Origin of the sequence: Paraburkholderia fungorum, assembly GCF_003610895.1 — a bacterium.
Taxonomy (GTDB): domain Bacteria; phylum Pseudomonadota; class Gammaproteobacteria; order Burkholderiales; family Burkholderiaceae; genus Paraburkholderia; species Paraburkholderia fungorum_B.
Genome location: NZ_MCAS01000067.1, coordinates 147,380 through 162,985 on the forward strand (window position 1 = coordinate 147,380; position 15,606 = coordinate 162,985).

The following is a 15,606-nucleotide window of genomic DNA, read 5'->3' on the forward strand; positions in this document are numbered from 1 at the left end:
GCTTTACCCCTTTGTCCGCGAGCGAAATTCCCATGAATACTTCCGAATACAAGCGCGTTGTCCAGGAACTCTGCAAGGTGGTCGGCTTCGGCTCGCCGAAGACGCTGCTCGACGGTGGCCGTTTGAAGATCGACGACTATCTCGTGTCGCTGATCTATGACGAGAGCGTCGACTCGAATCTGCTGCAGGTTTATATCGACATGGGTCCGCTTCCCGACAATCAGGCCGCCGCCTACAAGACACTTCTCATGATTAATTTCAAGCTGAGCGCCAGCCAGCGCGGCTCGCTTAGCGTTCATCCGCAAACCGGGCATCTGTTTTACTCGTTCCGCTACCGGCTCGACCAGCAGGCATCCGGTCAGGCGCTGCTCGATTCGCTGATCCGTTTTGTCGGCGACGTGGGGCTCGAGGCCCTGGCGACGGTCTGAACCGCGATGGTCAAGGTACCTTCCGGGAGCGGCCCCGGCGCGTTCGATGAGCAAGGCGGTGATGCGCGCAAGGAGGCGGCACCGTCCAATCCGCCTCCCACACCCGCACGTCCGTCGTCCGTGTCAGGCCTGAGCGCGCGATCCCGGGATCAGCCCGATGCGTCGAAGCGCGCGGCGCGTGCGCAGACTGCAGCCGGTACTGATTCGGCGACACCCGCGACGACACCGGCAATGCGCCGGCGCCGCGCGTTGCCGGCGTTGACTCGCGCGAAGACGAGTCCCGCGGCGGTGCCCGAAACCTCACAGATGCGAGAAACCGACGCGGAAGACCTCAGCCGCGCGCTTACGTTGATCGCTGCGGCCAATCGCGCCGATGTGAAGCTGTCCGCGAAGGACATCGCGTATGGGCTGGGATACGAACGCGCGCCCGTGATGGGACGCCGCGTCGACGCGATGAAACACCGTTTGCCGCGTCTGAAGAGTCGTTGCGACCGGCTTCAGGAGGTGGTCGACCATCTGCATCAACGTGCAACGTGGGAGCGGCAGGAGGGGGAAGACGGGGCGCGTCTTGCCGGATGGTTCGGTTCACAGGGCGCAGAGACGCGGGCGAGCCTCGACGTGGATCTCACGGACTCAGGCGGCATGCTGGCGATGCAGCCGCTAACGGTGCGTGCACAACCTTCTGGAGATGAGTTCGACGCGGGGCACATGCTGTCGTGGCCGCCCGAGGTGCTCGCGGCATTGCCACGTGAACAACGCGAGTGGCTCGAAGCGCGGCGCGATTTATGGAACGCCTTAGGCGTTGAAAGTGGCCCACAGGTGCCGACATTCATCGACGATCATTTCGAGTGTGTCACGTTCAGAACCGACGGCGGCATGCCACACGAGATCGAACGGCTCGCCGAATTGAGTCCAGCGGCGAAGCGCACACTAATTAAGCTGCAGCAGCAGGGCGCGACACTGCAGTTTGTGAAATGCAAGCAGACACCGGACGGCGTGCTGGAAGCGATTCGCCATGTGGCGACCCATTCGCAGCACAATTTCGTGTCGAACTGGTTGCCGGATCTCGTCAAGGCGGACATCGAGCCGACGGTGATTCAGGCAGATCGCGATCGCATCAACGAAAACCATCCAAAGCAATGGGCAAAGTCTCTGGCCAAAGTGGATGAGACCAGTTTCCGGGGTCAATTGCTTGAGCGTCAGTCCGCCGAGGAACTGGCCGACAAGCTGGATTTCACCCGTTCAACCGGTCTGATCCGCACCTTGTCCGGCAGCGCCATGCGCGTGACCGCAAGCACCGGCGATGCTGTTTCGAAGCGCGAGCTTGCCGCCTTGAACGCAACGCTTGGGTCGATGTTCGGGCGCGAGTACGCCCACCGCCTGTTGACCGCCGACGACGCCAACAGCACCTCCGAAGGCGCTCAGGCGATCATCAAGTCGTTGGCCGTGATGGCGCCGACTGTGGAGATTGTTCAGGATGCCTTGCATCTGGGTGGCGTTGCCAAGTTCATCGCGGCCTCGGGCGACGACGTCATGGCTGAGGCCGCCGAACTCTCGGCGCTGCGCGGTGCGGGCATGACGCCAGCCGAAATGCGCAAGCGTGTCGCCTTCCTCGCGCCGTTCGCGGCGGCGGCGCTTGCCGCCGCCAGCTCGATCGACGAGGTCGCGCACAAGGTCGGCGAGCGGGTTGGCGGCGCATTGTTCTCCGTCGGCGCGGTGCTGTTGTCCGCGGTGACCGGCATCATGTCGGTCAAGTATTTTGCCGGCCAGTATCGCCAGCTGGAACAGGACGGCAAGCTGCCGGGTCATCTGGCGCTTCCGCCCGAATTGCATGGCAGGCTCGACGAGTTGAGTGAGATGGACCTGTCGAAGGATCGCTTGATCACGATCGTCGACGACGCGTTGGCAAGTTGCGGCGCAGAGACGGCCGAGCGCGAGGCGGTGCTGGCGCGCATGCGCAACCTGGACGCACCGGAGATTGCTGCGGCGTTTCTCGAACAGAGCAAGCCGGTGGGATGGCGCGAAGCCTGGGGCGCGGGTGCGCGGGAAGCGATGGGCATCAATCCGGCACGTCTTGGCCTGACTATCGGAACCTACACCTCACCGCTGATGGGCGCGGCACTCGGGCCGTATTTTCTGCATCAGCCGGTTCTCTACGCGATTGCCGGGTCCTACGAAACCATCGTGGGCGCCGCGTCGATCTGGGCGTACAAGCGCACCTTCGATGCACGCTGGAACCGGTACGTGGACCGCTACGACGCGTCCGAAGATCAGAATCAGGATGGCCGTTCGAGCCAGAGCTGATCGAAACCATGGAACGTGCCGCGCTGCAGGCGCCGTGATTCGACGGCGCTCAGTTGCAAGTTGGGCAGGCGATGCAGCAACGCACGCAGCAGCGATTCGAGTTGCATCCGCGCGAGCACGACACCCATGCAGCTATGCGGACCCGCACCGAAGGTCATTGAACGGCCCTGAGTGCGTGCTAAGTCGATCTGATCGGGTGAGCGGAATTCGTTGGGATCGCGATTGGCCGCGCCCAGCAGTAATGCGACCAGTTCGCCGCGACGGATCAGGTGGCCGTCGAACCCGGTATCTTGCCAGGCATAGCGAAAGATTGCCTGCACGGCGGGATCGTAGCGGTATAGCTCGCGCACCGCTTGCGGAATCAGCCCCGGGTCGTCGCGCAACGCGCGCCACGCATGAGGGTGGCGCAATGCGGCGGCGATGCTATTGCCGATCGACAGCAACGTCGTGCCGTAGCCCGCGATGAACAGAAACAGAATGTTGACGAGCATCTCGTGGCGCGTGAACTCACCCTCCTGCTCGAGGTGCAGAAACCAGGCGATCGGATGCTCAGGCGCGCGGGTTGGGTCGACCGCGCGGATGAGCGACTCGATGTGGTCCAGAAAGGTTTGCGTCTGCGCCACCGCATGAGCACGCTGCCCCGTGCTCAACGGGGCGCCGCTGATCAACTGCCATGCGCCCATGGACGCCTGCAGATAGTTCGCTGCATTCGACACCGGAAAACCGAGCAAATGGCAGATTGTGCGCAGCGGCAAGACGCTTGCGACTTCGGCGACAAGATCGAAACGCGCGGCACCTTGCAGCGGTTCCAGCAGGCGCGCAATTTCCGCATCGATAAAGTCCTGCAGCCTGGTGAGCGATCTTGGCGAGAAGAGCGGTGCGAGCAGTCGCCGCAGGCGCTCATGTTCCTCGCCATGCTGGAACACGATCATGCTTGCATAGCCGAGCGGATCGCCGGCGCCCAGATTCATCGTCGGCGGGCGCGCGGAGAAGTTGCGATCGTCGAGCAGGCGCGTGATCGCCGCGTGCGACGAGAGCAGCCAGACACCGCTCGCATCGCGATGCACGGGGCAATTGGCGCGCAAGTACTCGTACACGGGATACGGGTCGTCGAATCCGCTGCCGATGATCGACGGCAGCACGCTGCGCAATTCCAGATCGAGGGTATCCAAAGTCATGTCCGGCTCAGTGGGCAAAACTCAAGCGCAATGCGCCGAACAACGCAACGCAGCGCCTGGCTCACTCAGGAGTCAGGCGCCGTGGCTGCGCGAGCGATCAGAAATCGTTTTGCTGATTCAGGTCGCCGTCGCTAACCGTGACTTGCGAGGAGGAGAACGTGACGTTGCCGCCGTCACCTTTGGTCCCTTGCACCGGACCACCGGAAGCCAACAGCTGAAACGGATTTTGCCCTCCGGTTTCCAGCCGTTTGATTTCATCCGTGGCGCCGGAATTGAGCGTGACGCTGCCGTCCGCCCCGATGACGCCTACCGAATTGCCGCTGCCGTTGTAGAGGGTGCCATCCGGGCCTTCTTTCAGATGCAATGCTTCGCCACCGGCGCCCGAGTTGATCTTGACGTCGCGGAAACCTTGTTGGCCATCGCCTTGGCCTTGAGTCAGACCTTGCCCCTGGTTGCCACCCTTGTTCATATAGGTGCTCGGGTCGAAGGGGTTGTTCTGAGCGCTGCTCGAGCCGGAACTGTTGTTGTTGCCCATTTCGGAAAATAGCTGTTCGATGTCCGAAATGAGCTGTTGCTCTTCTGCGTTGTTCGATCCGCCGCTGGATTGGGAACCGTTGAAGTTCATGTTGTACATCGACGAATCGTTGTTCATAAACTGTGACGTAATCGCATTGGAGGCCATGGTTTTCTCTCAGGTTGGACACGCGGATGTTGGGGGAATCGGTGAGGTCGCAGGCAGGCGCCGATCTAGCGGAAAGGGTATGAGATTGAGAGGGTGCTACGCGGCCGGATGCGAAGTGAGGTGCCGTGGCGCGAATCTCCGGCGGCCGGTCGATATGCAGCGGCCGGCCTATGGACTTTTTTGCGCCGGCGAAAAGCTAACGCTGGATACGGAACTTCGCTTTGCTGGGCGATTCTTCGTATTCGCGATGCGAAGCACGAGTCCGTGCTGGAACAATGAAAGGTCGCGTGCGGACGAAGGCTGGGCGAGGCATATCGCGAGGGCGGAACATGACGGACATTCAATGCAGTCCGAAGGTGCTTGGCATGTTGCTGTCGATCTTCGGTGCGGGGCTCAAAGTCGATGCGCGCGCCGACATGGAGGAACTGCTGCTTGCCTTGCGTTTGCTGCACCCCAAACCATCCGCGGTCGATATCTGCGAGGTGCGGCTGCTCGTCAATTCGCGCAAGTGGATCGAAGCGCTGCGCCTGCTCATACAAATCGAAGAGCACGAGCCGGGTTCGCCGGCGATCCTCGCATTGCAGGGCTGGTGCCTTTACGTTCTGGGCGACAAGGACTGGCGTCGCTGCGTGGCTTCGGTTCTGCGCAGCGGCGATTCGACCGGGATTGCCATTGCCGCGAGGTTTCTGGAAGTCAGCGGCGAGTCGGTCGCCGAGCGGATTGCCGAGGTGCTGTGAGATGCTTGGGCAGGCTCGCGGCGAACCTTCGCTGCGAACCTGATGGGCGACGGCTGGAGATTAGGGAAACTCCGTGTAAAAAATGAGCGAGGCGACGCCGTTAATTGAATACGGGAGGCTGTTCGATCTATGCCATCCGCTTTCAGCACGGGTTTTTGTCACGCGGCGGTCGGCGCCGCAACTCACCTCCGGACAATGCCCGTGCTGGAGGCTTCATTTCGTTTCACCCCATCAAGCCAGGCGGCAATGCGCGGCCGGCTTTATTTTGTTAATTCAATCACGCGCTTCCGGCGGCCAATAAGCCAGTTGTTCCTCGGCGCATTCAGCACCGCCAATATCGCGCGACCGTATTAACTCAATTAAGTTCCCACTTTTTTAAAATAAATTTATACCGAGCCGAATTGAGCCTTTCGCATTTGCCTGATTTTCGGGCAATCAGATGTTTCTTACCTTTTAACGTTCCGACCCGATTACGTCACGCGTATTAAATGCTGTTGCATACACACAACTTTAATATTGATATGTTGCGAACAAATTCTGTCCAGAGCAGGGACGGTGCCGCCCGTATTTTGCGATAAACGTCTGAAAGATAAAGACTTAATGTCAGTTCTTATCGGATTGTTGCGGATTCTGAAAAATCATGTTGTGTAAATTGCGGGCGTCCCTACTAGGGTCTCCCCCTACACTCACGCTTCGTTTAAAGGGTGCCCGGCTGATCCGAAGTGGGTTGGCGAACAGGGCGGCAGCGCGTGCTGGTTGCGCTGCTGAGGCAGGTCCCGCTCCCCGCGTAAATTTATCGAACTGGAGTCCCACGCATGAAAAAGAGTCTCATCGTTGTTGCGGTTGCCGCATCGTTCGCATCCGTCGCTCACGCACAAAGCAGCGTGACCCTGTATGGTCTGCTGGATGCAGGTCTGACGTACACCAGCAACGTTGCTCCCGCCAACGGCGTCGGCCACGGCAACGCAAAGTGGGCAGCGGGCAGCGGCGGCATCAACCAAAGCATGTTCGGTCTGCGTGGTTCGGAAGATCTGGGCGGCGGTCTGAAGGCAATCTTCACGTTGGAAAGCGGCTTCAACATCAACAACGGCAAGTTCGCTAACAACAACGGCATGTTCAACCGTCAAGCGTTTGTCGGTCTGTCGAGCGCGCAATTCGGTACGGTCACGCTGGGTCGCCAATACGACGCAGCTCAAGACTACCTGGCACCGCTGACCGCAACGGGCAGCTGGGGCGGTACGTACTTCGCTCACCCGTTCAACAACGACAACCTGAGCACGAACGGCGGCTACGCAGTCAACAACTCGATCAAGTACTCGAGCGCTAACTACGCAGGCTTCACGTTCGGTGGCACGTACGGCTTCTCGAACCAGGCTGGCGCATTCGCAAACAACCGCGAATACAGCGTTGGTGCTGCATACCAGTTCCAGGGTCTGCGTTTGGGCGCTGCTTACGCACAGCAGAACAACCCGGCTGCAAACGTGTCCGGCGCTTCGGATGGCGTGCTGGCTAACACCTCGGGCGTGATCACGGGCAACTTCCGTCAACGTGAGTTCGGCGCAGCGGCTGCGTACTCGTTCGGCCCGGCTACCGTCGGTGCTGCATTCACGCAATCGCGTATCGACAACCTGGTTGGCGCAGCAGTTGGCCAACGTCAAGGTCGTTCGAACAACTACGAAGTCAACGGCAAGTACAACCTGACGCCGGCTATGGCGCTGGGCGTTGCTTACACGTTCACCGACGCACGTGGCTACGGTGTCAACGCTGCTGGCAACGACATGAAGACCCGTTACCACCAGATCGGCGTGCAAGCTGACTACTCGCTGTCGCGTCGTACGGACGTCTACGCTCAAGCCGTGTACCAGCACGCAATGGGCGACGGCGGTGTTGCTTCGATCTACAGCGGCGACAACACCGTGCCGGCATCGTCGTCGAAGAACCAGACGGCTGCTACGATCGGTCTGCGTCACCGCTTCTAAGCTTCAGCAGAAGAAGCTAGTTGTTGCAGAAAAGGTGCCGTTCGCGGCACCTTTTTTTATGGGCGCGCCACTTGTGTGGCTGGCGCCCGACGTCCGGCGTGAATGCCGGACGCCGATGCTGGATCAGCACCGCAGCCGTAACGTATTGCGATTTCTGACAATTGCGCACACGAGTCTGACAATAATTGACTTTCTTGAGGGCGTGCTTGGGGTAGCCTGAAAAACGATTGTTCTATTGACTTCTTTTTCGCGGCGACGGTGGCACGTGTGCTGCAGGTGCGCGTTCTTACTGCATGGATACTCCCCCTTCAAGCCCCCCGGTTCGCTCGCCGGCCATTCAGGATCTCACGGACGAGCAATGGCATCGCATCGTGCCGCTCCTGCCTGAAATGAAAGATCTTGGGCCGCGGCGCGGCCGTCCCAACATCGACATTCGTTGCGTGGTAAATAGCGTGTTGTGGGTATTGCACACAGGCAAGCCGTGGCACGCGATGCCCGACCGGTATGCGCCGTATCAGACCGCGCATCGCTACTATCTGCGCTGGAAAAATTCAGGTGTGCTGTCAAACATCGCTTTTGTGCTGTTCGGCACCGATTCGATGCTGGCGCGACCTGTCACCCGCCGGGGCTACCCGCGCACTGCATAGCAGTGCCTGGGACGGATTCTGTGTGCAAGACAGCAAAGGCCGTTGTCCGTTAGAGGGACAACGGCCTTTTTTATCGGCTGCGTTGATGAGCTATGTTAAGCGTGGGTGCATGAGCATGCCGCTCAATCATGCGTGCTGTTCGACCTTGAACACGGCCACTGCATTTCGCAGGCGTTCGGTCTGCTCATCGAGCGAACCTGCCGCGGCCGCCGCTTGCTCGACTAGCGCGGCATTGCGCTGCGTCACATCGTCCATCTGACGGATCGCGAGATTGACTTCGCCGATGCCCGAGCTCTGTTCTTTCGATGCCGCCGAAATCTCGTTCATGATTGCCGTCACGCGGCGCACGGCGTCGACCACTTCACTGATCGTGCTGCCGGCCTTGCCTGCCAGCGTGGAACCTTCGCCGACCTGTGCGACGGACTGATGGATCAGCACCTTGATTTCTTTGGCGGCCGTCGCGCTGCGCTGCGCGAGATTGCGCACTTCGCCCGCGACGACCGCGAAGCCGCGGCCTTCTTCGCCGGCGCGCGCCGCTTCCACCGCTGCGTTCAGCGCCAGAATATTGGTCTGAAACGCGATGCCTTCGATCACGCTGATGATCTCGCCGATCTTGCGCGAACTATCGGTGATGCCGGCCATTTTCTCGACCACGTCGTTGACGACCTGACCGCCGCGCGCCGCAATATTCGATGCGTCCGTCGCGAGTTCCGACGCGGTCGCCGCATTGTCGGCGTTCTGCGTGACGGTCTTGGTGAGCTCGTCCATGCTGGCGGCGGTTTGCTGCAATGAGGCCGCCTGTTCTTCGGTGCGGCTCGAAAGATCCAGGTTGCCCGCGGCGATTTCTTTCGAGGCGACCGTGATCGTCTCCGCGGAGGTCTTGATCCGTGCGATGGTGGCAGCCAGTTGATTGCGCATCTCACGCAGCGAGAACAACAGGCTCGAGGTGTCGTCGCGCCGCAGGTCGATGTGAGTGGCGAGATCGCCGCTTGCAATCTGCGTGGCAATCGCCGCCGCCCGTGAAGGCTCGCCGCCGATCGAACGCGATACGTTGCGCACCACGCGCGAGGCCACGAACGACACCAACACGCCTAGCAGCACCAGCATGCCGGCCGAGCGCGCGAGGGTTGCGTAGAACTGCGCCTGGATGTCGTCCATATAGGCGCCGGCAATAAAGTCCCAGTTCCACGGGCCGAAACGCTTCACGTAGCCGATCTTTTCGCTCGGCGCCGTCTCGCCGGGTTTCGGCCACCAGTAGCGCAGATAGCCCGCGCCGCTCGCCGATCCGCCTGCCTGCGCGATGTCGTGATACAGCGCGTTGCCCTTGGCGTCGCGGAAACCGCTCATGTCCTTGCCGTTGAGTTTGGGGCTCATGGGATGAGCGACCATGACCGAATCGCTGCGCACGATTGTCACGTAGCCCGAAGTGCCATAGCGCTGCGCGTTGATGCGGGCGATGGCCTGCGCTTTGGCCTCATCCACTGGAAGCTTGCCCGCGTCGGCCAGCTTCGCGTAGTCCGCGACGATCGATACCGCCATGTCGGTGACGTCAGCCAGGTCCGCACGCCGCGCGTCCATTTGCGCGTTGCGTGCATCGAACGCGTTCACAACGGTCACGATCAGGAGTGCCGCCCAGCAAAGTAGTATCGGCACCCACAATTTCTGTTTTAGTGTCAGACGGTTCATTATCGGCTTCGACAATACGTTGAACTCGGAATAGGGAGGGGCTGCAATCTGCGTTGCATATCCGGCATAACGGCCATTGCGAAGGATTCTTTATTGCGGCGTCCGAAATTTGCGCCCGGAACATGCGCATCCGAGCCGAGGTGGCCAATAAAAAGCGGGGAAACGTCGAGGAAAATCGGGGAAAGTGGCGTCAAACCCGTAGAAAATCGCGGGAAATGGCGGCAGGCCGAGGCGGCCGGCAAAGCGTGCGCGCACTCGCTTTTAATGCCTTAGATCTGCTCCTGACCAAACGCCCCCAGGCGTTCGAGGTCCAGCACGTCGATCTGGTTGTACGAGAGGCGCAAAATCTGCAGCCTTTCGAGGTTTTGCAGTGCCTGGTTGATCCGTTGCCGCGACACGCCGGCCAGCAGGCCGACTTCTTCCTGTGAGATGGCCAGCGTGCGCCGAGTGTCGGGATAGAGATCGGGATTGAACAGCTGTGCGAGCGACTGGGCGACGCGCGCGTCGACGTCCAGCAGGCGGCTATTCTGGATCGTCGCGATGAATTCGCCCATGCGGTTGTTCAACTGCCTGATCACGAAGCCGGTGAACGGCAGGCTCGACTCCAGCAGTGCATGGAACGTCTCCGACGGCACGAACATCACTAGCGAAGGCTGAATGGCGGCCACGTCGTATTTGCGCAATTCGCGTTTGATTACGCTGCCTTCGCCGAACCAGCCGCCGGGCGGCACGCCGGAGAGCGTGCAACTGCGTCCCGAGGCGTTATAGATGGCGAGTTTGATGAGGCCGGAATAGACGCCGATCCAGTAATCAGACGGCTCCTGGCGGCGCGCGATCCAAGCGCCTCCTTCCAGATGCTCCGCGTATGCGCTGGCAAGAACCAGGGCCTGATGCTCAGTGGCGAGCGCCCTGAACCAGGCGCAGGTGCCGAACAGCCGCGGCAGATCGGCGCGCGCGACCCGTTCAGGCCGATGCGAAGGGGCGTCTGCGAGAACGGTGAGCGAAGCGTCATCCATAAGCGGCTAGCGGGGTTTGAGCGGGTGAAACCGGTTGAGCGGGGGCCAGGGCGTGCCACTCTGTCATTTGAATGACAGACAGTTCACCATGACAGTTGTTAGGCTAGTCCATCAATCAGAAAAATTGGCGGCGCGGCCAGCGCCTCAGGAGACAAAGCGATGACGCACATGTTCGAAGACGGCCTTCAGCGGCGCGAGGCCAATTATGTCCCGCTCACGCCCATCGATTTCATCGTACGCGCAGCGGAAGTCTACGGTGAGCGGCTGGCGGTCGTCCATGGGGAGATTCGCCGAAACTGGCGCGAAACCTACCAGCGCGCGCGGCGCCTCGCGAGCGCGTTGCAGCGGGCCGGTATCGAACGCGGCGACACGGTTGCGGCGTTATTGCCGAATATTCCTCCGATGATAGAAGCGCATTTCGGCGTGCCTATGGCCGGGGCCATGCTCAATACGCTGAATACACGGCTCGACGTATCGTCGCTGTTGTTCATGCTGCGCCATGGCGAGGCGAAGGCGCTGATCGTGGATACGGAGTACAGCGAATTCGCGCACCGCGCGGCACTGGAGTTTCCCGAGTTGTGCGTGATCAGCGTGGCCGATGCAATGCCTGCCGACGCGGACAGGTTCATCCGCGCAACCGACTATGAAGCGTTCCTGCAAAGCGGCGACCCCGAGTTCGCATGGACCCTGCCCGCCGACGAGTGGGACGCCATTGCGCTGAACTACACCTCGGGCACGACCGGCGACCCGAAGGGCGTGGTGTACCACCATCGCGGTGCATATCTGAACGCGCTCAGCAATATCCTCGAGTGGGATATGCCCAAGCATGCGGTTTATCTGTGGACCTTGCCGCTTTTTCACTGCAACGGCTGGTGTTTCCCGTGGACCGTCGCCGCGCGTGCCGGCGTGAACGTCTGTCTACGCAAATTCGACGCGAAGACGGTGTTCGAGTTGATCCGCCGTGAAGGCATTACGCATTATTGCGGCGCGCCGATCGTGCAAAGCGCGCTTGCGAATGCGCCCGCCGAGTGGCGTGAAGGCATCACGCATCGTGTGTCGACGATGGTGGCGGGGGCGGCGCCCGCACCGGCGGTGATCGCCAAGATGAAGGAGATCGGTTTCGACCTGACGCACGTGTACGGCCTCACCGAGACCTACGGCCCGGCCGCGGTCTGCGCGAAACAGGAAGAATGGGACGCGCTCGACGACAACGCACGCGCCGAAATGAACGCGCGGCAAGGTGTGCGCTACCACCTGCAGGCAGCCGTCGCGGTGCTCGATCCCGACACGCTCGCGCCCGTGCCTGACGACGGCGAAACGCTCGGCGAGATTATGTTCCGCGGCAATATCTGCATGAAAGGGTATTTGAAGAACGAGCGCGCCACGCAAGCGGCCTTCCACGGCGGCTGGTTCCACACTGGGGACCTTGGCGTGCGCATGCCTGACGGCTATATCCGTATCCGCGATCGCAGCAAGGACATCATCATTTCAGGCGGCGAGAACATCTCGAGTATCGAGGTCGAAGACACGCTGTACCGTCACCCTGCGGTGTCGGTTGCCGCCGTGGTGGCGATGGCCGATCCGAAGTGGGGTGAGGTACCGTGCGCCTTCGTCGAACTCAAGGAAGGCGCTCAGGTGAGCGCAGAAGAGATCATCGCGCACTGCCGGCTGTTTCTTGCGGGATACAAGTTGCCGAAAGCGGTGCGCTTCGGCGAATTGCCGAAGACGTCGACGGGAAAAATTCAGAAGTTCGAACTGCGCGCGCGGATCAAGGCGGAACAAGCCGGATAGATCGCGCGCGTTAGTCTGGTCTGGCGCGCCGATTGGCGCGCTATGGATGCTGAACGATGCAAGCGTGGAGTCTTGCGCTCACCAGGCTCGATGCGCGCTTAACCGCGCGTGTCGACCCAGCGGCGTGCCCAGCGTGCCGAGTGCTGCAGTGCCTGTTCTTCGTTCGGGAAGTAGTCGAGCGAATAGAACTGGTAGCGCCCTTCGGTACGCGCGCTGTTAGCGCGTTCGAGCAGCAGGTTGGATGAAAAGCTACCGTCGGGCAAACGATGCGCCGAGGGTTTGACGGCATAGCCGTTGTAATGATGAATATGTTTGTTTTGCATTTTATATTTTAATAATGTTCGAGTGCGCGCCTGCCGTGCGAGCCGTTGTACGGGTCACGCGGACGAGCCGATTCAAGCCATTGCGAGCCGAATCCAAACGCAGTCGGAAAGCTAAAAAGGGCGTTGAAGCCAGAGGGGAGAATGAGGTGCAACGAGGCGTTTGGCGCTTAGGCTAGCTGAACAATATATGCAGCTAAAAGCGATCGCGCCAACTGTGGGAGACGAAGCTCCGCGAGGATGTCGCTGCAGCCCGATGTCCGTTGCCGGACACCGAGCCCTTCAAACTTACAGCGGCTTGATGTTAGCCGCTTGCAGACCCTTCGGGCCTTGCTTCGTTTCGAAGCTCACCTTCTGATTTTCAGCCAGCGTCTTGAAGCCGTCGCCGCTGATTTCGGAGAAGTGCGCGAACAGGTCGTCGCCGCCCTTGTCCGGGGTGATGAAGCCAAAGCCTTTGCTGTCGTTGAACCACTTAACGGTACCGGTATCCATGAGGAATCCTTGAGTAAAAATAGAAAAATTTGCTCGGTTGACGAGCGCGTGAAGCATCAAGGAGGGAGAGGACAACGAATACCGCTGAGGAGCGAGACATTGATGAACAGCAATCGAACTTCTTGAACTTCGGGTGCCACAGTAACCGCCAGGGCATGCCGGCGTCAACACTTATCTTGTAACTGTTTTGTTATGAATCCGGCTTATACACATTCGGCGCACGGCGATGCGGCCCTCGTTGCTGGCTTGTCGCGTCTCGCCGCACGACAAGCCATTCAAGCGGCGTTTCTGTTTCAGATACCCACTTTGTGCGCCGTCAGGATCAGGCGCAATCCGAGCGCGGCCACGGCGCTTGCAGCGACCCGGTCGATCCAGGCCTTCCAGCGCAGATAGATTTCGCGCGGCCGTTTGCTCGAAAAGCACAACGCGACCACGGTGTACCAGCCGGCTTCAATGGCGAAGATCGCAGGGGGTAGCGCGAAGTAGCACCACAGCGGCGGATGTTGCGGAAGCAGGGCAGCGAAGATACTGCCGTAGTAAACCGCTGTTTTCGGATTGCTGAGTTGTGTGCTCAAACCAATCCAGAAGGATTTGCGCGCATTGCCAGTAGCGGCTTGCGCGGCATCGAACGCAAGCGGTTTGGCGGCGCCGCGCCAGATCTTCGACGCAAGGTAGATCAGATAAAGTCCACCGGCTACTTTCAAGCCGACATATAGCCACTCTACTGTTGCCAGCAGCGTGTACAGGCCGAGCAAGGCGATACCGCTGAAGAACACGCCGCCGATACCCATGCCGAGCGCTGTTGCGAGGCCGTCGCCGCGCGAGAGTCCAATTGAATTGCGGGCAACGATAACGAAGCTCGGTCCGGGACTCATGGCGCCGAGCAGCAGCGCGGCGAGAATGGTGGCGATGGCTGTTGAGGCGGGCATTTTTGTGCGTCTCCTATAGGCGGCGACATGAGCCGTCGGAACACTGAAACATAGCATGAGAGAGCGGAATTTTGTTTTTTGGCGGCGCCGCGTGCGAACGGAAATGACAAAGAAATTCGATCGCTGCAGACAAGCTGCGGGCAAACCGCAGCCGAACAATCAGTTGCTGCAGGCAGCGGAATCTGGATGCTAGAATCACTTTCCATACGCTAAAGCAGCCTTGGAACACCAAGGCCGACCGGGCGCGATTCGAGCCGTTTGCCGACGAATTCCCCTGAATCCAGGATTGATTGGGCATGATTCCAGATGCGAGTTGTCACGCGTCGGGAATGGCGTCGTGAGTTCGATTTGCACTCAACCCATCTAATTCGCACCCAGGCTTCGCGTTGTTTAGCGAGGCTTTTTGTTTTTCAAACGCGAGCACTATCAGCCGCGAAACCGGTACGTTATGAAAGAGCGAGAAGAACAACGGCTGTTCGACCTCGACGGGAATGCGCGTGAGCGCCTGATCGTGTGGATCCGCCGGCGCATGGACGAATACGGCATTACGATGGAAACGCTCGCCGAAGCGATCGAAGCCGACAAAGCTGCGGTCCGCGCCGTGATGTATCGCGACGCTTTCGGCAATACGTGGGACGGTCATGGCGATAAACCGGACTGGCTCGCGCGCGCGATCTACGCCGGACAGAACATCGACCATTTTCGTTGCTGAGCATAAAAAAAAGCCCGCGCGGGGCGGGCTTAACTACTCGGAGTTTCGCGATCCAGTCGCAAGACGGATCATCTCCAGTGTATGTGAAAGCTATATGAAAGTATAGAAAATCCACGTTAAAGGTCGAAAAACACGGTTTCCTTATCGCCCTGCATATGGATATCGAACCGGTACACATTGGGGTTACCAGGTTCGCGCCGCGCGATCAGCGTGCCGCGCCGGTCCGCTGGAACTGCCGCCAGCACGGCATCCCGTTCATTAGCTTCGGCTTCGTCCTCGAAATAGACACGTGTGAAGGTGTGCAGGAGCATGCCGCGCATCGTCACGACCACGTTCAGATGCGGCGCCTCGTCCGGGTTTGCGCGGCCGGGTTTCACCGTTTCAACCACAAAGCGCTTCTGCGGATCGGTTCCCGTACCTACGCGGGCGAAACCACGGAAGCCCGTCTTCAGGGTTTCCTCGCGTGATTCCGGGTAGTGGCCTTGCGCGTCGACCTGGGAGATTTCCAGCATTGCATCGCCGACCACCTGGCCGTCGCCGTCGAATACCTGACCGACGATCGTGATGTGCTCGCCGGCCGCCTCACGGTCGGCCAGAACCGGCGTAAACAGGCTCCTGAAGTCGAAGTCGTATTGCTGCGGGCACAGACCATAGGCGAAGTACGGTCCAACCGTTTGCGAAGGCGTTTGCTTGAAGGTCGTCATG

General features: G+C 60.2%; 15 protein-coding genes. 7 read left to right on the forward strand and 8 right to left on the reverse strand.

The genetic code is table 11. From position 1 onward, the window contains the following. The first annotated feature begins 32 nt into the window (after nucleotides 1-32). Nucleotides 33-428, forward strand: coding sequence for a CesT family type III secretion system chaperone (locus BCY88_RS36240; protein WP_120348881.1), 396 nt, complete (start codon nucleotides 33-35; stop codon nucleotides 426-428). A 6-nt stretch (nucleotides 429-434) separates the two neighbouring features. Then, nucleotides 435-2,732, forward strand: coding sequence for a DcrB/PsbP domain-containing protein (locus BCY88_RS36245; protein ID WP_120348882.1), 2,298 nt, complete (start codon nucleotides 435-437; stop codon nucleotides 2,730-2,732). On the opposite strand, the gene BCY88_RS36250 is transcribed toward BCY88_RS36245, so the two are convergent. Continuing rightward, on the reverse strand, nucleotides 2,705-3,910 hold the full coding sequence (locus tag BCY88_RS36250) for a cytochrome P450 (protein ID WP_120348883.1): 1,206 nt from the start codon (nucleotides 3,908-3,910) through the stop codon (nucleotides 2,705-2,707). The two genes, BCY88_RS36245 and BCY88_RS36250, sit on opposite strands and share 28 nt — an antisense overlap. A 97-nt stretch (nucleotides 3,911-4,007) precedes the next feature. Next, on the reverse strand, nucleotides 4,008-4,592 hold the full coding sequence (locus BCY88_RS36255) for a hypothetical protein (RefSeq protein WP_120348884.1): 585 nt from the start codon (nucleotides 4,590-4,592) through the stop codon (nucleotides 4,008-4,010). A 329-nt stretch (nucleotides 4,593-4,921) separates the two neighbouring features. On the opposite strand from BCY88_RS36255, the gene BCY88_RS36260 reads away from it, so the two are divergent. The 3 genes from BCY88_RS36260 (at nucleotide 4,922) to BCY88_RS36270 (ending at nucleotide 7,955) form a co-directional block, all read left to right on the forward strand. Further along, the gene (locus BCY88_RS36260) at nucleotides 4,922-5,329 is read left to right on the forward strand and encodes an HrpB1 family type III secretion system apparatus protein (RefSeq protein ID WP_120348885.1); all 408 of its coding nucleotides are present in this window, start codon (nucleotides 4,922-4,924) and stop codon (nucleotides 5,327-5,329) included. A gap of 815 nt (nucleotides 5,330-6,144) precedes the next feature. After that, nucleotides 6,145-7,308: a porin gene (locus BCY88_RS36265; protein WP_120348886.1), complete on the forward strand. Its 1,164-nt coding sequence runs from the start codon at nucleotides 6,145-6,147 to the stop codon at nucleotides 7,306-7,308. Nucleotides 7,309-7,601: 293 nt separating this feature from the next. Continuing rightward, a complete protein-coding gene (locus BCY88_RS36270; RefSeq protein ID WP_120348887.1) occupies nucleotides 7,602-7,955 on the forward strand; it encodes a transposase in 354 nt (117 codons plus the stop codon). A 126-nt stretch (nucleotides 7,956-8,081) separates the two neighbouring features. Here BCY88_RS36270 and BCY88_RS36275 read toward each other — a convergent pair whose 3' ends face one another. After that, nucleotides 8,082-9,641, reverse strand: coding sequence for a methyl-accepting chemotaxis protein (locus BCY88_RS36275; protein ID WP_120348888.1), 1,560 nt, complete (start codon nucleotides 9,639-9,641; stop codon nucleotides 8,082-8,084). A gap of 269 nt (nucleotides 9,642-9,910) precedes the next feature. Then, entirely contained in the window at nucleotides 9,911-10,657 is a 747-nt protein-coding gene (locus tag BCY88_RS36280; protein ID WP_120348889.1) for a Crp/Fnr family transcriptional regulator, read from the reverse strand. A 159-nt stretch (nucleotides 10,658-10,816) separates the two neighbouring features. Between BCY88_RS36280 and BCY88_RS36285 the strand changes: the two genes are divergently transcribed. Beyond that, nucleotides 10,817-12,448, forward strand: coding sequence for an acyl-CoA synthetase (locus tag BCY88_RS36285; RefSeq protein ID WP_120348890.1), 1,632 nt, complete (start codon nucleotides 10,817-10,819; stop codon nucleotides 12,446-12,448). Between the two features lie 98 nt (nucleotides 12,449-12,546). Here the strand turns inward: BCY88_RS36285 and BCY88_RS36290 are convergent, their stop codons facing one another. The 3 genes from BCY88_RS36290 to BCY88_RS36300 all read right to left on the reverse strand — a co-directional run bounded on the left by BCY88_RS36290 (nucleotide 12,547) and on the right by BCY88_RS36300 (nucleotide 14,189). Next, entirely contained in the window at nucleotides 12,547-12,771 is a 225-nt protein-coding gene (locus BCY88_RS36290) for a hypothetical protein (RefSeq protein WP_093635010.1), read from the reverse strand. A gap of 285 nt (nucleotides 12,772-13,056) precedes the next feature. Next, nucleotides 13,057-13,260: a cold-shock protein gene (locus tag BCY88_RS36295; protein WP_012428559.1), complete on the reverse strand. Its 204-nt coding sequence runs from the start codon at nucleotides 13,258-13,260 to the stop codon at nucleotides 13,057-13,059. A gap of 293 nt (nucleotides 13,261-13,553) precedes the next feature. Further along, nucleotides 13,554-14,189: a LysE family translocator gene (locus BCY88_RS36300; protein WP_120348891.1), complete on the reverse strand. Its 636-nt coding sequence runs from the start codon at nucleotides 14,187-14,189 to the stop codon at nucleotides 13,554-13,556. A 448-nt stretch (nucleotides 14,190-14,637) separates the two neighbouring features. Between BCY88_RS36300 and BCY88_RS36305 the strand changes: the two genes are divergently transcribed. Further along, a complete protein-coding gene (locus tag BCY88_RS36305; RefSeq protein ID WP_120348892.1) occupies nucleotides 14,638-14,901 on the forward strand; it encodes an H-NS family nucleoid-associated regulatory protein in 264 nt (87 codons plus the stop codon). Between the two features lie 116 nt (nucleotides 14,902-15,017). Here BCY88_RS36305 and pcaG read toward each other — a convergent pair whose 3' ends face one another. Further along, the gene (gene pcaG / locus BCY88_RS36310) at nucleotides 15,018-15,605 is read right to left on the reverse strand and encodes a protocatechuate 3,4-dioxygenase subunit alpha (protein WP_120348893.1); all 588 of its coding nucleotides are present in this window, start codon (nucleotides 15,603-15,605) and stop codon (nucleotides 15,018-15,020) included. Nucleotide 15,606 lies beyond the last annotated feature (1 nt).